Origin of the sequence: Pseudomonas sp. lyk4-R2A-8 (assembly GCF_030209095.1) — a bacterium.
Lineage (GTDB): Bacteria > Pseudomonadota > Gammaproteobacteria > Pseudomonadales > Pseudomonadaceae > Aquipseudomonas > Aquipseudomonas quebecensis.
The window spans coordinates 58,752-78,580 of sequence record NZ_JARVSS010000004.1; the positions used below are offsets into that span (position 1 = coordinate 58,752).

Sequence of the window (19,829 nt, forward strand, 5' to 3'; positions counted from 1 at the left end):
GCGTCAAGGCGGATTGCCTTATAACGTATTGTTCTAAAACTCCCACAATCTGCTCGGGTCAGTTTCTGGGTACCCGCCGTTTTGGCGCGCGGTACTTCATCCCTCCCCAACGGAAAAACCGGTAAGGAATTTATGTGCGGATTAGCTGGTGAGTTACGTTTCGATGCCCAACCTGCCGACCTGGCTGCGGTTGAGCGCATCACCCATCATTTGGCGCCACGCGGCCCTGACGCGTGGGGCTTCCATGCCCAAGGGCCGATTGCCCTGGGCCATCGCCGTCTGAAAATCATGGACCTGTCGGATGGCTCCGCCCAACCGATGGTAGACGCCCAATTGGGGCTGTCCCTGGCGTTCAACGGTGCGATCTACAACTTCCCGGAACTGCGCCAGGAGCTTGAAGCCCTCGGCTACGCGTTCTATTCCGGCGGCGACACCGAAGTGCTGCTCAAGGGTTATCACGCCTGGGGCGAAGCGCTGCTGCCCAAGCTCAATGGCATGTTTGCCTTCGCCATCTGGGAGCGCGATGCGCAGCGGCTGTTTATCGCCCGCGACCGCCTCGGCGTGAAGCCGTTGTACCTGTCGCGCACCGGTCAGCGCCTGCGCTTTGCCTCGGCGCTCCCGGCGCTGCTCAAGGGCGGCGATATCAACCCGATCCTCGATCCGGTGGCGCTCAACCATTACCTGAACTTCCACGCCGTGGTGCCGGCGCCGCGCACGTTGCTGGCGGGCATCGAAAAGCTGCCGCCGGCCAGCTGGATGCTCATCGACGCCGACGGCAAGACCGAGCAGAAAACCTGGTGGACCCTGCCCTACGGCCCCCATGACGATGAAAAGAACCTGACCCTGCAAGACTGGACCGACCGCGTGCTCGACAGCACGCGCGAAGCCGTGGCGATCCGCCAACGCGCCGCCGTGGACGTGGGCGTGTTGCTCTCCGGCGGTGTCGATTCGAGCATGCTCGTGGGCCTGTTGCGGGAAGTCGGCGTGCAGGACCTGTCGACCTTCTCCATCGGTTTTGAAGATGCCGGCGGCGAGCGTGGTGACGAGTTCCAGTATTCGGATTTGATCGCCAGGCACTACGGCACGCGCCATCACCAGTTGCGCATTGCCGAGAGCGAAATCATCGAGCAACTGCCGGCGGCCTTCCGGGCCATGAGCGAGCCGATGGTCAGCCACGACTGCATCGCCTTCTACCTGCTGTCGCGGGAAGTGGCCAAGCATTGCAAGGTGGTACAGAGCGGCCAGGGCGCCGACGAATTGTTCGCCGGTTACCACTGGTACCCGCAAGTGGACGGCGCGAGCGACCCGTACGCGGCCTATCGCGAGGCGTTTTTCGACCGCAGCTACGACGACTACGCGGCCACCGTCGCGCCCAAGTGGTTGACCGCCAACGACGCCGCCGGTGACTTCGTACGCGAGCATTTTGCAATGCCGGGCGCCGATGCCGCCGTGGACAAGGCTCTGCGCCTGGACAGCACGGTGATGCTGGTGGACGACCCGGTCAAACGCGTCGACAACATGACCATGGCCTGGGGCCTGGAAGCGCGCACGCCCTTCCTCGACTATCGCCTGGTGGAACTCTCGGCCCGTGTGCCAGGTAAGTTCAAACTGCCCGATGGCGGCAAGCAGGTGCTTAAAGAGGCCGCACGCCGAGTGATCCCCAGCGAGGTCATCGACCGCAAGAAAGGCTACTTCCCGGTGCCGGGTCTCAAGCATTTGCAGGGCGATACCCTTAACTGGGTGCGTGAATTGCTGCTGGACCCGAGCCAGGATCGCGGCCTGTTCAACCCAGCGATGCTCGATCGTCTGCTGACCGACCCCCAAGGCCAGCTGACCCCGCTGCGCGGCTCCAAGCTGTGGCAACTGGCAGCGCTGAACCTGTGGCTCAGCGAACAAGGAATCTGATTGATGAAACCTCACGCCGCGGCTTACAGCCAACGTTTGTTGAAGGGCCAGGCGCCGACCTATGAGCGCCTGCAGGCCCGCCTGGCCGAGGATGGCAGCCCCCTGGCCGCCGAGCCGATTGCGGTGCATTGCGGCTGGGGTCGCCTGTTGATCGGTCACACCTTTCCCGACCCGACCAGCCTGGCTAAAGAGTTGCTCAAAGAGCAGCCGGGGGAGCGCGATATCGCACTGTACGTGGCCGCGCCCCAGCAGATTCTGGGGATCGACCCGCAGCAATTGTTCCTCGACCCGTCCGACACCCTGCGTTTGTGGTTCAGCGACTATCGCCCGGCCACGCGAGTATTTCGCGGGTTCCGCATTCGCCGTGTGCAAAGCGAGGCGGATTGGCACGCGGTTAACCTGCTGTATCAAGGCCGGGGCATGTTGCCGGTGGACGCCGAGCGCCTCACTCCACGTCATCAGGGCGGCCCGGTGTACTGGCTGGCCGAGGATGAAGACAGCGGCGCGGTAATCGGCAGCGTCATGGGCCTGAACCATCAAAAAGCCTTTCACGACCCGGAAAACGGCTGCAGCCTATGGTGCCTGGCGGTCGACCCGCAGTGCACCCGCCCCGGTGTGGGCGAAGTGCTGGTGCGCCATTTGGTCGAACACTTTATGAGCCGTGGCCTGAGCTACCTCGACCTGTCGGTGCTGCACGATAACCGCCAGGCCAAGAACCTCTATGCCAAGCTGGGTTTTCGCGCGCTGACGACCTTTGCGATCAAGCACAAGAACGGCATCAACCAACCGCTGTTCCTTGGCCCCGGCCCCGAGGCGGGGTTCAACCCGTATGCGCGGATCATCGTCGAAGAAGCCCATCGGCGCGGCATCGATGTGCAGGTCGATGACGCCGATGCCGGGCTGTTCACCCTCAGTCACGGCGGGCGCCGGGTGCGCTGCCGCGAATCGTTGAGCGACTTGACCAGCGCCATCAGCATGACCCTGTGCCAGGACAAGAGCCTGACCCACAAGGCCTTCGAGGCGGCCGGGTTGAACGTGCCGTCGCAGCAGTTGGCGGGCAGCCCCGACGACAACCTGGAGTTTCTCGATCGACACCAGCGCATCGTGGTCAAGCCGCTCGATGGCGAACAGGGCCAGGGGGTGGCGGTGGATCTGCGCACCATTGAAGAGGTCCAGCAGGCCATCGAAGCGGCGCGCCAGTTCGACAGCCGCGTGCTGTTGGAGAGCTTCCACGAGGGCCTGGACCTGCGCATCCTGGTGATCGGTTTCGACGTGGTCGCCGCCGCGATCCGGCGTCCCGCCGAAGTCACCGGCGATGGTCAGCATTCCATCCGTGCGCTGATCGAAGCCCAAAGCCGACGTCGCCAGGCCGCCACCGACGGCGAGAGCAAGATCCCACTCGACGCCGAGACCGAACGCACCCTCGCCGCCGCCGGTTATGACTACAGCAGCATCCTGCCACGCGGCAAAACCCTGGCGGTGCGGCGTACCGCCAACCTGCACACCGGCGGTTGCCTGGAGGACGTCACGGCAATCCTGCACCCCACGCTGGTGGACGCCGCCGTGCGCGCCGCCCGTGCCCTGGACATCCCCATGGTGGGCCTGGACCTGATGGTGCCCGCCGCCGATCAACCCGAGTACGTGTTTATCGAAGCCAACGAACGGGCCGGCCTGGCCAACCACGAGCCGCAGCCGACGGCCGAGCGATTTGTGGACCTTCTATTTCCACACAGTTAGAAGCCTCGAGTTACAAGCTGCAAGCTTCAAGAGTAGAGCATTGCCGGCAAGCCTCAGATACCGCTTTTAACTTGAAGCTTGCAGCTCAACGCTTGCAACTAAAGGAAACCTTTATGACCCGAACCATCCCAGAACCGGATCTCAACTACCTGCAAAAAGTCCTGCTGGAAATGCTCGCCATTCCCAGCCCTACCGGCTTCACCGACACCATCGTGCGCTATGTGGCCGAGCGCCTGGAAGAACTGGGCATTCCGTTTGAAATGACCCGGCGCGGCACTATTCGCGCCACGCTCAAGGGTCAGAAAAACAGCCCGGACCGCGCGGTGTCGGCGCACTTGGACACCATCGGCGCCGCCGTGCGCGCGATCAAGGACAACGGCCGCCTGACGCTGGCGCCGGTCGGTTGCTGGTCGAGCCGCTTTGCCGAAGGCAGCCGGGTCAGCCTGTTCACCGACAACGGTGTGATCCGTGGCAGCGTGTTGCCACTGATGGCCTCCGGGCATGCGTTCAACACCGCCGTGGATGAAATGCCGGTGAGCTGGGACCATGTCGAGCTACGCCTGGACGCCTACTGCGCGACCCGCGCCGACTGTGATTCCCTGGGGATCAGCGTGGGCGACTACGTGGCGTTCGACCCGTTGCCCGAGTTCACCGAAAGCGGGCATATCAGTGCCCGCCACCTGGACGACAAAGCCGGCGTCGCCGCCCTGCTCGCGGCGCTCAAGGCAATTGTCGACAGTGGCGAACCGTTGCTGATCGACTGTCATCCGCTGTTTACCATCACCGAAGAAACCGGCAGTGGTGCGGCGGCGGCGCTGCCTTGGGATGTGAGTGAATTTGTCGGTATCGACATCGCCCCGGTCGCGCCCGGCCAGCATTCCAGCGAGCATGCGGTGAGTGTGGCAATGCAGGATTCCGGCGGGCCGTACGACTATCACCTGTCCCGGCACCTGCTGCGCCTGGCGGCGGATAACGAACTGCCGGTGCGCCGTGATCTGTTCCGCTACTACTTCAGCGACGCCCATTCGGCGGTGACCGCCGGCCACGATATCCGCACCGCCCTGCTGGCATTCGGCTGCGATGCAACCCACGGCTATGAACGCACGCACATCGACAGCCTGGCCGCGCTGAGCCGCTTGCTGGGCGCGTATATTCTCAGCCCGCCGGTGTTCGCCAGCGACGCGCAACCGGCCCAAGGCTCACTGGACCGCTTCAGTCATCAGATCGAGCACGAAACGCAGATGGAGAGCGACACGCGAGTGCCATCGGTGGACAGCCTGATCGGTCAAAAGTCCTGACGCTGGCAACTGGAGTCCCGGCGCAGTAGGATCGCCGGGATCCAACACCCGAGGCTTGTATGCTGATTCCCTACGATGCACTTGAAGTCGACACCCTGACCCGCCTCATCGAAGACTTCGTCACCCGCGACGGCACCGACAACGGCGACGACACGCCGCTGGAAACCCGCGTGCTGCGCGTGCGCCAGGCGCTGACCAAGGGCCAGGCCCTGATTGTTTTCGACCCTGAAAGCGAGCAGTGCCAACTGATGCTCAAGCACGACGTGCCCAAGCATCTGTTCGACTGAGCGGATCTTTCAGGGGTTGGGCACCACCACCGGATGAGTGGCGGGTCCCTGGCGCTTGAGGATTTTCTGGTACACCTCGGCGCGATGAACATTCACCCCGGCCGGGGCCTGGATGCCGAACTTCACGTGGTTCCCGTTCAATTCGACGATGTGCAAGGCGATGTCATCGCCGATGGAAATGCTTTCGCCTACGGCGCGGCTTAAGACCAGCATGGCGGTTGTCCTTTTAGAGTGACAGGACCCCGACCATGCGCGCCGGATGTAAAAGCATCAATGCCCTGCCCCTAAAACAGGCAGGCCCTACATCGACCGGTAATTTAACTGACAGACTGGGTGAAAGATGCGAAGGGGTTTTCCACTCTCTCACCTATGGTTTTCTACATAAATTCATCACCCTCGGGGGCAAGCCTGAGAAATTGAGGTTCTTGTGATGTTTCAGCCTTTGGTCGCCTGCGCCTTGGCGCGCATTTTGTCGGCCATGCTGGCCATTTCGTCATAAAGCAGTTGCGGGTTCTTTTGCTTCAATGCCCAGGCCATCCGCCCCTGTTCATGGGGCAGAATCATGAACTCGCCCTCGGCGACACGCTGGTAGATGTAATCGGCGATATCCGCCGCCGAGATCGGCGAACTCTCGAGCAACTTGCCTACCTGCGCTTTCATGGCCGGCGTGGGGCCTCGGAACGAGTCCAACAGGTTGGTCTGGAAAAACGATGGGCAGACCACGTGTACCCCGACTTCCTGTTGCCTGAGCTCCACCAGCAGGCTCTCCGACAGCGCCACCACGCCGGCCTTGGCAACGTTGTAGTTGCTCATGGCCGGGCCCTGCATCAGCGCCGCCATGGACGCGATGTTGATGATGCGACCCTTGCTCTTTTCCAGCAGCGGCAGGAACGCTTTGCAGCCCTTGACCACGCCCATCAGGTTAATTGCGATCTGCCAGTCCCAGTCTTCCAGCGACAGCTCCGCAAAGAACCCGCCGGAAGCCACCCCGGCGTTGTTGACGATCACATCGATCCCCCCCAACTTGACCTCGCAGGCCTGGGCAAACGCGGTGAGCTGGCTGTAGTCGCGGACATCGCAGCGCTGTACGAAGCCTTCGCCGCCGACTTCGCGTACCTGTTTGAGGGTTTCCTGCAGGCCGGGCTCACTCACATCCGACAAGGCCAACTGCCAGCCCTCGCGCGCCCAGCGCAGCGCGATTTCGCGACCCAGGCCGGAGCCGGCACCAGTGATCATCATGCGATTTTGCATAAGAAGTAGCCTTGTGGTTCACAGAAGAAGTGATCGGCAGTGTAGCGAAGGTTGTTGGGCGGCCCACTCACCATCAGAGTGATGAATGCCCCGGGCAAACCGGCGGCCAGGTCGGATGCCTGCGCTCGGCCTAAGTTCAATCTTTTTTTAACTAAGGCTTAGTCCGACGCAGTATTTAAAGGAAATAAGCTAGTTATCGAAATGGATTAAAAAAACAGGGAATTTTCTGTACGGCACTACAGTCGGAGTTGTTAAGGCGCCGGTAATTAACATTACGGTCCTACCGTTAAATAACCTGTCCTTGCATAAGGCCTATAAGGAAATAAAACCATGAGCCTCATTTTAATCATCATTCTAATCCTGCTGCTGGTCGGCGGTCTGCCGGTGTTCCCGCACTCGCGCAACTGGGGCTATGGCCCGTCGGGTATTCTGGGCGTGGTACTGGTCGTGCTGCTGGTGCTGTTGTTGCTCGGCAAGATATAAAAGCGCAGTCAAAAAAAGAGGCCTTCAAGAAGGCCTCTTTTTTATTGCCGGTCAATCAGTCCGGCTTGCCGTCTACCACGCCCGCGGTATTGTCCAGCAGGCTCTTGGTGGCCGTTTGCAGGAACGACTCAAGTTTCTGCTTGAGCGCCGCCTCGTCCGAGGACTCGGGAATTAATTTACCGGTCGGGTTGGCGCCCAATTCGTACTGCCACAACTTTGGTGGCATTTCCTTGGGCAGTACCAGGATGCGGTCCGCCGTCACCAACGCCACGGTCTGATCGCTGCCCGAAGGCTTGATCACGCCGAAGCCCTTGTCGCCTTCCGGCAGGTTCAGCAGGTCGCGCCCCCAGCACTGATGCAGGGTTTCGCCACCGAGGCGTCCCATGATGGTCGGCACGATGTCGATCTGCGTACCCACCGTGTGATCGCGCTCGCCGAACTTTTCCTGCATGCCCGGCGCGATCATCAGCATCGGCACGTTGAATCGGCCCAGGTCCATCTCGGTGATCTGTTGTTCGTTGCCGAAGCCGTGGTCGCCGACGATCACGAACAGGGTTTCCTTGAAGTACGGCTCTTTACGCGCCTTTTCAAAGAACTGGCCCAGGGCCCAGTCGGAGTAACGCATGGCGGTCAAGTGTTCGTTGAGACTGCCACGGTCGGTGACTTTCTCTACCGGCAATGGCGTGGGCAACGCGTACGGCGTGTGGTTGGACAGGGTTTGCAGCAGCGCGTAGAACGGCTTGCCGCCTTCACGGGCCTTCAGCTCTTGCAGGCCACGGTTGAACATGTCCTGGTCGGACACGCCCCAGGTCGGATCGGAGAACACCGGGTCGACGAAGTCGTTACGGCCGATGAAGTTGGTCATGCCCTGGTTGCTGAAGAAACCCGACTGGTTGTCCCAGGCGAAGTCGCCGTTGTAGACATACACGTCGTCGAACTTGCGCGCGCTGAGCAGCTGCGGCAGGCCCGACAGTTTGTGGCTGCCTTCGGGGGTCTGCATCAGGTATTCGAAGCCCGGCAGGTTCGGGAAGCAGGCCATGGTGGCGAACATACCCTGGTGGGTATGGGTACCGTTGGAGAAAAAGCGGTCGAACAGCAGGCCTTCCTTGGACAATTTGTCGAAGTATGGCGTGATGTTGCCCGGGCGGCCCAGCGCACCCACCGAGTGGCCGGCGAAGCTTTCCATCAGGATCACGACAACGTTTTTGATCGGCAGGGTCTTCTCGGCCGGCGGCAGGTAGTCACGGCGTACGGCGGCAGTGTCGGTGTCTACCAGTTTTTCCGCCGGCAGTACCAGCATGTCGCGCACGGTCTGGGTCGCCAGCGGCTGTTCCAACGTGGCTTTCCAGATGTTGGAGCGGTCCTCGGAGAAGCGCGCCTTGGCCGCTGCAATCAGTGACAGTGTGCCGTTGAGGCCCAACTGGTTGGCGAAGTTGGACTCGGTGGTGTACACGTCGCCCCAGCGCAGCGGCGGGCCCTGGCGCAGGGTGCCACGGGCGGCGACCACGGCCACCAGCAGGCACACCACAAATACGGCGATGCGCGAATACCACGGCGCTACCTGGCGCGTACCGATGCTGCCGCCGCTGAACGGGCCGCGCGGGCGCGTGGCGCGGTCGGCGCCTTTGAATGCCATGCTCAGGATCAATGTACCCACGGCCCACGCCAGCAGGTAACGCACCACCGGGAAACCGTACCAGAGCATGCTCATCACGGTTTTGGGGTCTTCTTTCACATACTGGAACACCAGGCCGTTGAGACGCTGGTGGAACTCGCGATAGAAGTCCATTTCCATCAGGCCCAGGAACAGGGCAATGCTGGACGCGACGGTCAACCAGAAACGGAAGAACCCCCGCGCAGCCATCGCGCGCACGCTGAACAGTGCCAGCAACAGCGGGATGCTCAGGTACACCACCAGGCGCAGGTCCAGGCGCAGGCCGTTGCCGAACGCTTCGAGGAACGTCGAGGCCGGCGTGTCGAGGATCATCTCGCGGTTGTACACCAGCAGCGCCAGGCGCAGCAGGGAGAACATCACCATCATGATCAGTGCGCACAGCAGCGTGTAGGCCAGATGGGATTTGACGGTCGGTTGCAGCAGGCGAGTCGAGGCTCGCTGCTGGCTCAGGGCGTCCGGGTTTGCCATGTCGTTTCAGGACCCATTGGAAGTTGAAGTGACGAAGTATTGCAGTGGCGCGAATGGTGCCCGATCAATGCCATCAAGGCTATTAATTACTGAACGAGCACCGCTGCGCCGCCTTTAAAAGCGCCTGAGGCAGGGGCCTTGGCCGGGAAATGGAGCCGGGGGATTGTCTTGAATGGGATGTGAAAATTTTGTGCAGCGAATATTTGGACACACAAATCTGTGCAATGCGCTGAAACCAGGCTGGGAGGGAGCAGGCCCCCTCCCACGCTTACCGTGCCGCTGAGCGAGCTGTCAGATCCGCACGTTACCGCGCGGCCCGGCGATCGCCCAGATGATCAGGCCCAGCACCGGCAGCAGCAGGATCAGCAGGATCCACAACACCTTGGCCCCAGTGCTGGCGCCACTTTTGAAGACGTTGATAATCGCCCAGATATCCAGCGCGAGGATGATCAGGCCGATCAGGCCGTTGAAAGTGGAACCCATGGTGTCGCTCCTAAGTGAGGGCATGCCCTTGTAGGATAGTCAGCCCCTGCCAGGGTTCCGTTTTATTTCAGACATGTACGGCGATTTTCAGGGCTTCCAGGGACGGCTCGGCCTTGATCCCGATCTCGGCGCACAACGCCAGCACGCGCGGCAAGGCATTGCCGTGGACCAGCACCACCTGGATGTCGTCGTCCAGCAACTGGCTGAAGTTCACCAGCACATAACCGCCGTCTTCCCGGCTCAAGGCGCTCATTTGCACCTGGATACGATTGAGCGCGGTCAGCGCCTCGGTCTTGGCCAGTTGCTTGGGCTTGAGGTTGAACGCCACGCCGGGGCCGAACGAAGCGACGATCTGGGCAAACAGGTCGCCATAAGTGTCGGCCTGGAACAACACCGTGTCGGGCAGGCTGCCGACTACGACCCACTCTCCCAGCGGAATCGGGAAGGTGTCGTCGTAGTTGATATCCGGGTTGGCCGCCAGAAACGCTGCCGGATCGGCGTAGGCCTGGGCTGCTTCCTCGGCGATGCGCGCCACCTCATCCTCGCCCATGACGCCGGCGCTGATGTGACTGATAAGTTCGACGAGGGCGGTTTTCATGGGGCATTCCTGCAGCGGTGTGATTTTCGAGGGCGCAAAGCCTACACCAGATTCTGCAAGCGCGCCGCCGTATCCATCGCACCCATGGTTTGCGCCGCCGCCAGCGCCGTAGCGCCCTGGGCGTCGGTGGCGTTGGGGTTGGCGCCCTGGGCGAGCAGGTAGTCGAGCATTTCAACGCGATTGAACATCGCCGCCATCATCAACGCGGTGCGACCGTCCGAAGATGCGGCCTCCACCGGTGTACCGCCTTCGATCAGGGCCTTGACCACGGGCAGATTGCCTTTGAACGCCGCGCCGGCGATCGGTAATTGATTCTTGTCGTTGGCGATCAGCGGGTTGGCCTTGAATTCCAGCAATACTTTGACCGCTTCGGCATGGCCGTGGTACGCGGCGAGCATCAGCAAGGTGTCGCCATTGTGGTTGCGCAAGTTGGCCGGCAAACCCTTGGCCAGCAGCGCGGCGAGCATGGCGGCGTCGCCTTTGCGGGCCACATCGAAGACCTGTTCGGCAAATTCGGCGGCTTCGTCTTCGGTCATTTGTCGAGGGGTGGACATGCGGGGCTCCTTAGCGGGTGCGAATTCAAGTACTCATAGGGCGCCCAGTGTCGCGACGGAGTTCCCCACTGTCATGGCTTTTTTGTCAAAAGCCCCCATAGCCACAATCAATAGCGAAAATGGCCGCCCTGGATTTGCGCCAGTAACTCACCGGTGACCGGTACGTACCCCTGCGACCCCGGCAGCCAGGCATACACCGGGTCGTTGCCCGCCCTGGCCGGGTCAAAGGCTTCTTCCTTAAGCCGTACTTTCTGGTACTTGAAGGTGCCGGTGGTTTCCATCTGCACCTTGATCCGCAGGAATAGCGGCACTGCGTAGGGGGGCAACTGACTGTGGGCAAATTGCAGCAGTTCACGCATGTCCAGTGCGGCCAGGGACTCGCTTGGGGTGATCGCGACCATGCCGGCGCGCCCGTTGGTGTTGTTGATTTCAACGCCATAGGCCACCACTTCGGCGATCTGCGGATGCTGCAGCAGCACATTCTCGACCTCGGTGGTGGAGACGTTTTCACCCTTCCAACGATAAGTGTCCCCCAGGCGATCGACGAACTGCGCATGGCCGAACCCGATGCTGCGCAACAGATCGCCGGTATTGAAGTAGCGATCACCCGGTTCGAAGACGTCGGTGAGGATGACCCTGAGATTCTTTTCCGGGTCGGTGTAACCGTCGAAGGGCGACTTGTCATCGATCCTGGCCAGCAACAGCCCCTGCCCGCCCGTCTGCACCTTGCGCATGAAACCATCGCCGCCACGAATGGGTTCGCCGCTGTCATGGGCGTAGTCCACCAGTGCCCAATGCTGCAGGCAAAAGCCGATGGTGTTGTCGAAATTCAGCACGTTGGTAAAACCGATATTGCCGTCACTGGCAGCGTATAACTCGCAGACATGCGCCACGCCGTATCGCGCCTTGAACTGGGCCCATACACCGGGGCGCAGGCCATTGCCGACCATTTTGGTGACACGGTGGGCTCGATCGCTTTCGCTCGGCGGCTGGTCGAGCAGGTAACGGCACAACTCCCCCACATAGCCCAGGGTGGTCGCGTTGAACGTGCGCACATCGTCCCAGAACTGGCTGGCGCTGAACTTGCGGCGGATAGCGAACCCCGACGCGCCGACAATCGCCGAGCCCCAGCACACACACAGGCCGGTGGCGTGGTACAGCGGCAAGGTGCAATAGAGGACGTCATCGGGGCCCATGTCCAGGGCGATACGGCCGAAACTCACGGCGGTCCTGGTCCAGCGCCCGTGTTTCATGATGCCGGCCTTGGGCAGGCCAGTGGTGCCGGAGGTATAGATATAGAAACAGGGGTCGTTGAAGAACACCTGGGCAGTGCTGGCCGGGTTGCCCTCCGGGCAGTCGGCACTGGCCGCGATCAGTTCGATATAGCCCTCGGGCTCTGGTGCGGGCTGGTCAGGAATGAACCAGGTGCGCGCGGCCTGGATCGATACCTGATCGCGCACAGCGTCATAGGCCCCCATCAATTCCCCGCCGACCACAATCGCCACCGGGCTGACCAGGTTGAGGCTGTGCACCAACGTTGCCTGGGTTTGCGCGGTATTGACCATCGCGCAGACGCCACCCAGCTTGGCTACCGCCAGCACACACAGCAGCAACTCGGGGCGGTTTTCAATAAACAGCGCAACGACGTCCCCCTTGCCCACGCCTTGGGCCTGCAGGTAATGGGCGATACGGTTGGCCTGCCGATTGACGTCGGCGTAACTGAGCACGCGGTCGCCATACAGCACCGCGTGGCCGTGCGGGTTGCGCAAGGTGGCTTGCTCGAAGTGCCAACCCAGCCCGCACGGTTGGCCGGGGTCGGTGACATTCGCCGCGCGCAGACCGCGCACCACGCGCGGCAGCGCGCGGACAATGGCGGGCACCTTACGCAGCATCTTGCCCCAGGTGATCATGTCGCCGTGCGGAGGGTTCATGGTGGAACGTCCTTTTTCTTATTCTTCGAATGATGCACAGGCAGCAGCTTCACCGTAGGACGCTGCCAGATACCTAGCGGGAAAATACGTGAGCCCCTCTTCAGCTGTACACGCGGGATTTGAAAAGTTTTGTATCCCGACAGGCGTGCTCGGCAAAAGGGAATTTAGCGGCGCCTGCGCAGTCTTTAAACATAACCAGATGCCGATTGCACCGCATCGAGTAACGCAAAATGCAGGATGCATGATGGCCATTCATGCAAATTGCACGAAATCGAAAATTCTGATTTTTTGCAAGCCAATGATTTATAAAGAGTTTTTTAATTTCTGCTAGCTGGCACAATCGCTGCACCTATCACTCCATGCTTGCCCACTTGAGCCAATGGAGCTGATAAACATGAGCCTGATCCAAGATAAATTCGCTTCGGTATTCTCCAACTACGACGTCACCACTCAGCCTCGTCCGGACGGCGGCATCCTGTTGACCCTGCGCAACAGTGAAGGCAAGCAGGTCAAGCGTTCGATCTCTTACCAGCAGTTGCACACCGCCGACCAACTGACCTGGGTGATCAGCGCGATCCGCCGTGACCTGGCCGAGCAAGCCAGCGAGCTGCCGCAGATTTCCATGCTGCAAAGCCAGAATCGCTTCGCCCTGCCGACTTACCATTCCGCGTAAGTCAGCAGCGCAAAAAAAGGGCCGCGACGCCGTTGAGCGTCGCGGCCCTTTTTTGTGGGTTCAACATAGGCCCCGGCGGGCGGCTTCGTTCATCGCTTGCACACGGTTGTTGACCTGCAATTTGCCGTAGATATTGCGCAGGTGAAATTTCACTGTGGCCTCGGACGTGGCGCGAATCTGGCTGATTTCCCAGACAGTCTTGCCTTCCGAGGCCCATCGCAAGATCTCCAACTCTGAACAGGTCAGCGGTTTGCCGGACAGGTTAAGGCGCCTTCTGACAGCATTAGGCACGGAATACGACGCTTCAAACGGCTCCTCTGGGCGATTCATCGGTTCTCTCCTTTTATTGGCTAATGCCTTATCACCCTTCGGATTCCTCCTATTGACAGGCGATACAAACACTGAGGCCGCAGAAGAGTTACACAACCAGGAGCGCCCATGGGCAGGGCTCAGGATAAACAGCAGCGCCCTACAACTGACTCAGCTACTTCCCACACAAACTTACAACGTTTCGGGGTTGAAGATTCTGACGCAAGGGCCTAATCGTCCAAACCGGGAAAACAGCCGGCGATGGCGTCTGCGGTCAATACCGGCACGCAATCCTCGGCGCTGTTGAACATGCGCAGCGCCACGGCATGGGGATGCTCACCGAAGTCCAGCCAGTGCGCTGTGTCGGCCGGCACGATCAGTAGATCGTTTTTCTCGCAGCGCACGATGTAGACGTCCTTGCCCATGTGCAGGCCGAAGAGTCCTTGGCCGGCGATGAAAAAATAACCGTGGGTGTCTCGGCAACGCTGTTCGGCGCGTGCCGGGAAAGGGTGTGTGATGTTGAGTACCTCGACGTTGCTGTAGCCCAGGTCATTGATCGGTGCGCGATAGGCCTCGATCATCACGGCGTCGCTGGCGCCCTTCTCGATCGGGCCGGGTTGCCAGCGCTCGAACCGTACACCGTGCTCGGCCAGGGTGCTGGCGATATCTTCGACATGGGTCAGGACCTTGTTCGGCGTATCCGGTGCAGCGACGTGGTAGACGGCGACATAGCTCATTGAGGGGTTCCTTGGTTCTGCTCGTGCAATCGAAAGCCGATGATAACGGCCGCGGCCAGGGCGGCGACGCTGGCAAGACTAAAGGTGAAGGTCGGGCCCAACAGGTTCCAGCTGTAACCGGCATACAGCGCGCCCAAGGCACCGCCGGTGCCGGACAACGCAGCGTACAGCGCCTGGCCCTGGCCCTGTTGTCTGGCGCCGAAGCTGCGCTGCACGAAGGCAATCGCGGCGGCATGGAAACTGCCGAAGGTCGCGGCGTGCATCACCTGCGCCAGCAGCAACACCCAGAAGAATTCGGCAAAGCTGCCCAACAGTAACCAGCGCAGCGCCGCCAGCACAAAGCTGGCCAGCAGCACCCGGCGCAGCGAAAAACGCGTGAGGATACGGCTCATGCCGAGGAACATCAGCACTTCGGCCACCACCCCCAGCGCCCATAGCAACCCGATCACCCCACGGCTGTAGCCCAGGTGCTCGAGGTGCAAGGTCAGAAATGTGTAATACGGGCCGTGGCTCATCTGCATCAGCGCCACGCACAGGTAAAACGCCAGCACGCCGGGGCTGCGCAGTTGCTTGAGGAAACCATCCCCGGCCAGGCGATTGCCGTGGCTGGCCGGTTGCGCATTCGGCACCCACAGGCTGGCGCCGATAATCCCGGCCATGATCACCACGACCACCACCGGGTAAATGTCCAGGCTCAGCCAATCGAACAGGCGGCCCATGATGACCACGGTGAGGATAAAACCGATGGAGCCCCACAGGCGGATCTGGCTGTAGCGTGAAGTCTGTGTTTGCAGGTGAGCCAGGGTGATGACTTCAAACTGCGGCAACACCGCGTGCCAGAAGAACGCATGCAGCGCCATCACCAGCGCCAGCCAGGCGTAGCTGTGGCTGACGAAAATCAGCGAAAAACTCAGCAACGTACACACCGCGCCAAACCGCACGATGGCCAGGCGACGACCGGTGTAGTCACCCAGCCAGCCCCACAGGTTTGGGGCCACGCAGCGCATCAGCATGGGGATGGCCACCAGCTCGCCGATACGCGCGCTGGAGAACCCCAGGTGATCGAAGTACAGCGCCAGGAACGGTGCCGTCGCCCCCAGCAGGGCGAAGTAGAACAGATAGAAACTGGAGAGGCGCCAATACGGAAGGGCTGTCACAACCAGCCCGTCACAGCTGGCCCAGCACCGGTGTACTCACACGCACATCGGCGTTTTGCCCGCGATTGCGCAGCAGGTGGTCCATCAGCACGATGGCCATCATTGCTTCGGCGATCGGCGTGGCGCGGATGCCGACGCAGGGATCGTGACGGCCCTTGGTGATCACGTCCACCGGGTTGCCGTGCACGTCGATCGAGCGGCCCGGGGTGGTGATGCTCGACGTGGCCTTGAGTGCCAGGTGCGCGACGATGGGCTGGCCGGAAGAAATACCACCGAGGATGCCGCCCGCGTTGTTGCTGAGGAAACCTTGCGGCGTCAGCTCATCGCGATGCTCGGTGCCGCGCTGGGCGACACAGGCGAAACCGGCGCCGATCTCCACGCCCTTGACCGCGTTGATGCTCATCAGCGCGTGGGCCAGTTCGGCGTCGAGACGGTCGAAAATCGGCTCGCCGAGGCCCGGCTTGACGCCTTCGGCGACCACGGTGATCTTGGCGCCGACCGAATCCTGGTCACGGCGCAGCTGGTCCATGTAGGCCTCCAGCTCCGGCACCTTGTCCGGGTCGGGGCAGAAAAACGCGTTGTCTTGCACGCTGTCCCAGGTCTTGAACGGGATTTCAATCGGGCCAAGCTGGCTCATGTAGCCACGGATCAGGATGCCCTGGGTTGCCAGGTATTTCTTGGCAATAGCCCCGGCGGCCACGCGCATGGCGGTTTCCCGCGCCGAACTGCGGCCGCCGCCACGGTAGTCGCGCTCACCGTATTTGTGGTGGTAGGTGTAGTCGGCGTGGGCCGGGCGGAACAGGTCCTTGATCGCCGAATAGTCCTTGGACTTCTGATCGGTATTGCGAATCAGCAGGCCGATGGCGCAGCCGGTGGTACGGCCTTCGAACACGCCGGAGAGGATCTCGACTTCATCGGGTTCCTGGCGCTGGGTGGTGTGGCGGCTGGTGCCGGGCTTGCGGCGGTCGAGGTCACGCTGCAGGTCGTCCAGGCTCAACTCAAGGCCGGGCGGGCAGCCGTCGACAATGGCGACCAACGCCGGGCCATGGCTTTCGCCCGCGGTGGTGACAGTGAACAGCTTGCCGAAGGTATTGCCGGACATGCAGGGCGCTCCGTGAAATCAGTTGTAATCACTCAGGGGTGATAACCAAGCGCGCCAGTATACGCGGGCCCACCGACTAGTTCATCCTCGAAACCTTACCGGTCGGCATGGGTCCAACCGGCACCTCCCTGATGATGGCGCGATGATGCTGCGAGTTTTGCTGTTCACCCTCACCCTCTTGACCACCCTGGCTCACGCCGCCTCCCCCGTTGTACTGCAACGGCCTATCAGCCTCGATACGGGCAATGGCGAGTTGTTCGGCTCGCTGCTGCTGCCGCAGTCGGACCGCCCGGTGCCGGTGGTGTTGATCATTGCCGGTTCCGGGCCTACCGATCGCAACGGCAACAGCGCCGACGGCGCACGCAACGACAGCCTCAAGCGCCTGGCCTGGGTGCTGGCCCGGCACAACATTGCCAGCGTGCGCTACGACAAGCGCGGCGTGGCCGCCAGCCTGGCCGCCACCCCGGACGAACGCAACCTGACTCTGGATGCCTATGTCGCCGACGCTGTAGCCTGGGGCAAGCTGCTCAAGGCCGACAAGCGCATGGGCCCGGTGATCGTGCTGGGTCACAGCGAGGGCGCACTGGTGGCGGCGCTCGCGGCGCCGCAGCTGCAACCGGCTGGCGTGATTTCCTTATCGGGCAGTGCGCGCCCGGTCGACCAGGTGATCCGCCAGCAACTGGCCGATCACCTGCCCCCTGCGCTGCTGCTGCGCAGCAATGAGATCCTCGACCACCTCAAGGCCGGCCAGGTGGACGCCGATGTCCCTGCTCCGCTGGAAGGTATTTTCCGACCGAGCGTGCAGCCGTATCTGATCAGCCTGTTCCGCGCCGACCCGTCGGCCGCGTTCGCCAAGCTGAGCATGCCGGCACTGATTATCCAGGGCACCCACGACATCCAGGTGGGCGTGAGCGACGCACAGCAACTCAAGCAGGCCAAACCTGACGCGCAATTGGTGGTGATCGACGGCATGAATCATGTGATGCGCATCGTGCCCAAGGAGGTGAAACAGCAGCTGGCATCCTACAACGACCCGCAACTGCCGCTTGCCGCAGAGCTGGGCAACCGCATAGTGCGCTTTATCGACGGACTTCAAACCCGATAAGCGACAAATTACCTCCAGTCCTGGCAAATCCGGCCGATAAGCCCAGGGTCGACAGTAAAAAGACTGTCGGCTCGCTGGGCCTGGACAGGATCGCACCGCATGACAACCACTGAAGTACTACCCGAACCGACCGCCGACGCCTCGGCCGCGCCACCCGAGGTTGCTGACGCGGCGCCTTTGCCGTGGGCGGATGTTCAAGCCGAACATTTCAAGATGCTGCGCCTGGCGCCCCTGGCCACCGACCGCGCCACCGGTGCACGGCCGCTGCGGTTCGTGCAGTTCGGCTATGCCGAGCGCAACGACAAGCACCGCAGTTTGCTGCGCATGGTTATCCAACTGCCCGGCCAGCGCGTACGCCGTGAGCAGAACCATCTGGATGTGTGGGTGGACCACGATACACATCGCGTGCATTTCGGCCCCGGCAACAGCCTGGAAATCGAACCGCCCAACCGTGGCATCGGTCGATTCCTGGTGGCCCAGGCTGCGGCGTGGGCGAAAAAGCACGGGGGCCATTACCGCGTCGACGGCGTCGACCTGGCCAACAAGGACGCCCTCAACGAATCCACACGCCTGCGCCGCGATCACTTCTTGCGCGTCCAGGGCTTCGACGTGGCCTACGCCGACGTGCAGCACCTCAAAGGCAATGTGCAACCCGGCAAGGTCAGCGCCGTGCTGGACAGCTGGAACACCGAGAAGGTGCAGTTCGTGGAAATCCTTGAAGCCGCGCAGATGCTGCAACAGGCGGAGCAGAACCTGCTGGAACAGGAAGTGAAGCTGCGCAAGGAAGAAGAAAAGGTCACCAAGTTCAAACGCGAAGACAGCGGCTTGCGCTTTACCATCACCTGCCTGGTGGCGTTTACGGTGTTTCAAGCGGGGTTGTTGATCTGGATTGCCACGCACCGGTAGCCGTTTGAAAGGCGATCCATGTGGGAGGAGGCAAGCCTGCCTCCCCCATTTTACCTGTGCCCCTGCCGTTAAACCTTGGCGGCGAACACCGCTTGATGGGCGCGGCACTGTTCGGCAGTCAACATGAACACCCCGTGCCCGCCGCGCTGGAACTCCAGCCACGCAAAGTCCACTTGCGGGTACAGCGCTTGGACATGCACCTGGCTGTTGCCCACTTCGACGATCAGCAAACCTTTTTCGGTCAGGTGGTCCGCCGCTTCGGCGAGCATGCGCCGTACCAGGTTCAAGCCGTCATCCCCGCAGGCCAGGCCCAACTCCGGCTCGTGCTGGTATTCGTCCGGCATGTCGGCAAAATCCTCGGCGTCCACATACGGCGGGTTGGAGACAATCAAGTCAAAGCGCTGCGCCGGCAGGCCGTCGAAACCGTCGCCCTGCACGGTGTACACACGCTGATCGAGGCCATGACGCTCGATGTTCTGGTTGGCCACTTCCAGGGCTTCAAAGGACAGATCCCCCAGCACTACTTCGGCATCCGGGAACTCGTACGCACAGGCGATGCCGATGCAACCGGAACCGGTGCACAGGTCGAGGATGCGCGCCGGGGGCTGGGCCAGCCAGGGTTCGAAGCGGTTTTCGATCAGTTCGCCAATCGGTGAGCGCGGGATCAGCACCCGCTTGTCGACGATAAACGACATGCCGCAGAACCACGCCTCGCCCAGCAGGTAAGCCGTGGGCACGCGCTCATGGATGCGGCGATGCAGCAGGCGCTGGACGTGAGAGATTTCCTCTTCTTCGAGGTTGCAGTCCAGGTAGCTGTCGGCCATTTCCCATGGCAGATGCAGGGCGCCGAGCACCAACTGACGGGCTTCATCCCAGGCATTGTCGGTGCCATGGCCAAAAAACAGGTCTTCCCCATGGAAACGGCTGACAGCCCAACGGATATGGTCGCGCAAGGTGCGCAGGCGGGAAGTGATCACGGGGGCAGACTCCTGGAAAAAACGACTGGCAATTCTAACAGCCTTCGCCTGTACCGACGATGTACGAAAAACCTGGTGCCATACGTCGGATTTCATCCAAATTGCCAGTATTGCCCCAGACGAGTTCGCCTCTTGACATGGCTGCACGCCAGCAACGGCGTACCTTACGATGGTAGCGATTCACAGAAGCGCT

Annotated in this window: 20 protein-coding genes; 8 read left to right on the plus strand and 12 right to left on the minus strand. The window is 61.6% G+C overall.

Going from position 1 to position 19,829, the window contains the following annotated elements; genetic code table 11:
• Positions 1 to 132: 132 nt before the first annotated feature.
• From QRN10_RS04630 to QRN10_RS04645, 4 genes are all read left to right on the plus strand, one after another.
• Positions 133 to 1,905: an N-acetylglutaminylglutamine amidotransferase gene (locus tag QRN10_RS04630; RefSeq protein ID WP_285427929.1), complete on the plus strand. Its 1,773-nt coding sequence runs from the start codon at positions 133 to 135 to the stop codon at positions 1,903 to 1,905.
• 3 nt (positions 1,906 to 1,908) lie between these two features.
• The gene (ngg, locus tag QRN10_RS04635) at positions 1,909 to 3,642 is read left to right on the plus strand and encodes an N-acetylglutaminylglutamine synthetase (protein WP_181075678.1); all 1,734 of its coding nucleotides are present in this window, start codon (positions 1,909 to 1,911) and stop codon (positions 3,640 to 3,642) included.
• Between the two features lie 113 nt (positions 3,643 to 3,755).
• Complete coding sequence (locus tag QRN10_RS04640; RefSeq protein WP_181075680.1) at positions 3,756 to 4,940, plus strand: osmoprotectant NAGGN system M42 family peptidase; 1,185 nt, start codon at positions 3,756 to 3,758, stop codon at positions 4,938 to 4,940.
• 59 nt (positions 4,941 to 4,999) lie between these two features.
• On the plus strand, positions 5,000 to 5,227 hold the full coding sequence (locus QRN10_RS04645) for a YheU family protein (protein ID WP_003192759.1): 228 nt from the start codon (positions 5,000 to 5,002) through the stop codon (positions 5,225 to 5,227).
• 9 nt (positions 5,228 to 5,236) lie between these two features.
• On the opposite strand, the gene csrA is transcribed toward QRN10_RS04645, so the two are convergent.
• Positions 5,237 to 5,440, minus strand: coding sequence for a carbon storage regulator CsrA (gene csrA / locus QRN10_RS04650; protein WP_181075682.1), 204 nt, complete (start codon positions 5,438 to 5,440; stop codon positions 5,237 to 5,239).
• Positions 5,441 to 5,662: 222 nt separating this feature from the next.
• The gene (locus QRN10_RS04655; RefSeq protein WP_181075684.1) at positions 5,663 to 6,478 is read right to left on the minus strand and encodes an SDR family oxidoreductase; all 816 of its coding nucleotides are present in this window, start codon (positions 6,476 to 6,478) and stop codon (positions 5,663 to 5,665) included.
• A gap of 330 nt (positions 6,479 to 6,808) precedes the next feature.
• On the opposite strand from QRN10_RS04655, the gene QRN10_RS04660 reads away from it, so the two are divergent.
• Entirely contained in the window at positions 6,809 to 6,961 is a 153-nt protein-coding gene (locus QRN10_RS04660) for a DUF3309 family protein (protein WP_003192767.1), read from the plus strand.
• Between the two features lie 55 nt (positions 6,962 to 7,016).
• Here the strand turns inward: QRN10_RS04660 and QRN10_RS04665 are convergent, their stop codons facing one another.
• The 5 genes from QRN10_RS04665 to QRN10_RS04685 all read right to left on the minus strand — a co-directional run bounded on the left by QRN10_RS04665 (position 7,017) and on the right by QRN10_RS04685 (position 12,670).
• Positions 7,017 to 9,104 (minus strand): LTA synthase family protein, encoded by a 2,088-nt coding sequence (locus tag QRN10_RS04665; RefSeq protein ID WP_253508680.1) that lies wholly within the window; start codon positions 9,102 to 9,104, stop codon positions 7,017 to 7,019.
• A 291-nt stretch (positions 9,105 to 9,395) separates the two neighbouring features.
• Positions 9,396 to 9,587: a PLDc N-terminal domain-containing protein gene (locus QRN10_RS04670; protein WP_003172956.1), complete on the minus strand. Its 192-nt coding sequence runs from the start codon at positions 9,585 to 9,587 to the stop codon at positions 9,396 to 9,398.
• Positions 9,588 to 9,654: 67 nt separating this feature from the next.
• A complete protein-coding gene (locus QRN10_RS04675; protein WP_266246243.1) occupies positions 9,655 to 10,185 on the minus strand; it encodes a hypothetical protein in 531 nt (176 codons plus the stop codon).
• Positions 10,186 to 10,226: 41 nt separating this feature from the next.
• A complete protein-coding gene (locus QRN10_RS04680; protein WP_181075689.1) occupies positions 10,227 to 10,739 on the minus strand; it encodes an ankyrin repeat domain-containing protein in 513 nt (170 codons plus the stop codon).
• A gap of 107 nt (positions 10,740 to 10,846) precedes the next feature.
• Positions 10,847 to 12,670 carry a long-chain-acyl-CoA synthetase gene (locus QRN10_RS04685; RefSeq protein ID WP_285427930.1) on the minus strand — a complete coding sequence of 608 codons (1,824 nt, stop codon included), beginning with the start codon at positions 12,668 to 12,670 and terminating at the stop codon, positions 10,847 to 10,849.
• A gap of 394 nt (positions 12,671 to 13,064) precedes the next feature.
• Between QRN10_RS04685 and QRN10_RS04690 the strand changes: the two genes are divergently transcribed.
• The gene (locus QRN10_RS04690) at positions 13,065 to 13,343 is read left to right on the plus strand and encodes a DUF3509 domain-containing protein (protein ID WP_003172952.1); all 279 of its coding nucleotides are present in this window, start codon (positions 13,065 to 13,067) and stop codon (positions 13,341 to 13,343) included.
• Positions 13,344 to 13,403: 60 nt separating this feature from the next.
• On the opposite strand, the gene QRN10_RS04695 is transcribed toward QRN10_RS04690, so the two are convergent.
• The 4 genes from QRN10_RS04695 to aroC form a co-directional block, all read right to left on the minus strand.
• Complete coding sequence (locus QRN10_RS04695) at positions 13,404 to 13,673, minus strand: response regulator transcription factor (RefSeq protein WP_181075693.1); 270 nt, start codon at positions 13,671 to 13,673, stop codon at positions 13,404 to 13,406.
• A 209-nt stretch (positions 13,674 to 13,882) separates the two neighbouring features.
• On the minus strand, positions 13,883 to 14,389 hold the full coding sequence (locus tag QRN10_RS04700; protein WP_285427931.1) for an acireductone dioxygenase: 507 nt from the start codon (positions 14,387 to 14,389) through the stop codon (positions 13,883 to 13,885).
• Positions 14,386 to 15,552, minus strand: coding sequence for an MFS transporter (locus QRN10_RS04705; protein WP_266247489.1), 1,167 nt, complete (start codon positions 15,550 to 15,552; stop codon positions 14,386 to 14,388). Before QRN10_RS04705 ends, QRN10_RS04700 begins: the two co-directional genes overlap by 4 nt.
• 4 nt (positions 15,553 to 15,556) lie before the next feature.
• Positions 15,557 to 16,648 carry a chorismate synthase gene (gene aroC / locus QRN10_RS04710; protein ID WP_181075697.1) on the minus strand — a complete coding sequence of 364 codons (1,092 nt, stop codon included), beginning with the start codon at positions 16,646 to 16,648 and terminating at the stop codon, positions 15,557 to 15,559.
• A gap of 142 nt (positions 16,649 to 16,790) precedes the next feature.
• Between aroC and QRN10_RS04715 the strand changes: the two genes are divergently transcribed.
• Positions 16,791 to 17,753, plus strand: a complete 963-nt coding sequence (locus tag QRN10_RS04715; RefSeq protein WP_266246254.1) for an alpha/beta hydrolase — start codon at positions 16,791 to 16,793, stop codon at positions 17,751 to 17,753.
• A gap of 99 nt (positions 17,754 to 17,852) precedes the next feature.
• The gene (locus QRN10_RS04720; protein WP_181075701.1) at positions 17,853 to 18,659 is read left to right on the plus strand and encodes a hypothetical protein; all 807 of its coding nucleotides are present in this window, start codon (positions 17,853 to 17,855) and stop codon (positions 18,657 to 18,659) included.
• Between the two features lie 68 nt (positions 18,660 to 18,727).
• Here the strand turns inward: QRN10_RS04720 and prmB are convergent, their stop codons facing one another.
• Entirely contained in the window at positions 18,728 to 19,636 is a 909-nt protein-coding gene (gene prmB / locus QRN10_RS04725; RefSeq protein ID WP_181075703.1) for a 50S ribosomal protein L3 N(5)-glutamine methyltransferase, read from the minus strand.
• Positions 19,637 to 19,829 lie beyond the last annotated feature (193 nt).

Coding starts and splice junctions, on each gene's coding strand:
- QRN10_RS04630 (WP_285427929.1), top strand. CDS start 133: ATGTGCGGATTAGCTGGTGAGTTACGTTTCGATGCCCAACCTGCCGAC.
- ngg (WP_181075678.1), top strand. CDS start 1,909: ATGAAACCTCACGCCGCGGCTTACAGCCAACGTTTGTTGAAGGGCCAG.
- QRN10_RS04640 (WP_181075680.1), top strand. CDS start 3,756: ATGACCCGAACCATCCCAGAACCGGATCTCAACTACCTGCAAAAAGTC.
- QRN10_RS04645 (WP_003192759.1), top strand. CDS start 5,000: ATGCTGATTCCCTACGATGCACTTGAAGTCGACACCCTGACCCGCCTC.
- csrA (WP_181075682.1), bottom strand. CDS start 5,440: ATGCTGGTCTTAAGCCGCGCCGTAGGCGAAAGCATTTCCATCGGCGAT.
- QRN10_RS04655 (WP_181075684.1), bottom strand. CDS start 6,478: ATGCAAAATCGCATGATGATCACTGGTGCCGGCTCCGGCCTGGGTCGC.
- QRN10_RS04660 (WP_003192767.1), top strand. CDS start 6,809: ATGAGCCTCATTTTAATCATCATTCTAATCCTGCTGCTGGTCGGCGGT.
- QRN10_RS04665 (WP_253508680.1), bottom strand. CDS start 9,104: ATGGCAAACCCGGACGCCCTGAGCCAGCAGCGAGCCTCGACTCGCCTG.
- QRN10_RS04670 (WP_003172956.1), bottom strand. CDS start 9,587: ATGGGTTCCACTTTCAACGGCCTGATCGGCCTGATCATCCTCGCGCTG.
- QRN10_RS04675 (WP_266246243.1), bottom strand. CDS start 10,185: ATGAAAACCGCCCTCGTCGAACTTATCAGTCACATCAGCGCCGGCGTC.
- QRN10_RS04680 (WP_181075689.1), bottom strand. CDS start 10,739: ATGTCCACCCCTCGACAAATGACCGAAGACGAAGCCGCCGAATTTGCC.
- QRN10_RS04685 (WP_285427930.1), bottom strand. CDS start 12,670: ATGAACCCTCCGCACGGCGACATGATCACCTGGGGCAAGATGCTGCGT.
- QRN10_RS04690 (WP_003172952.1), top strand. CDS start 13,065: ATGAGCCTGATCCAAGATAAATTCGCTTCGGTATTCTCCAACTACGAC.
- QRN10_RS04695 (WP_181075693.1), bottom strand. CDS start 13,673: ATGAATCGCCCAGAGGAGCCGTTTGAAGCGTCGTATTCCGTGCCTAAT.
- QRN10_RS04700 (WP_285427931.1), bottom strand. CDS start 14,389: ATGAGCTATGTCGCCGTCTACCACGTCGCTGCACCGGATACGCCGAAC.
- aroC (WP_181075697.1), bottom strand. CDS start 16,648: ATGTCCGGCAATACCTTCGGCAAGCTGTTCACTGTCACCACCGCGGGC.
- QRN10_RS04715 (WP_266246254.1), top strand. CDS start 16,791: ATGATGCTGCGAGTTTTGCTGTTCACCCTCACCCTCTTGACCACCCTG.
- QRN10_RS04720 (WP_181075701.1), top strand. CDS start 17,853: ATGACAACCACTGAAGTACTACCCGAACCGACCGCCGACGCCTCGGCC.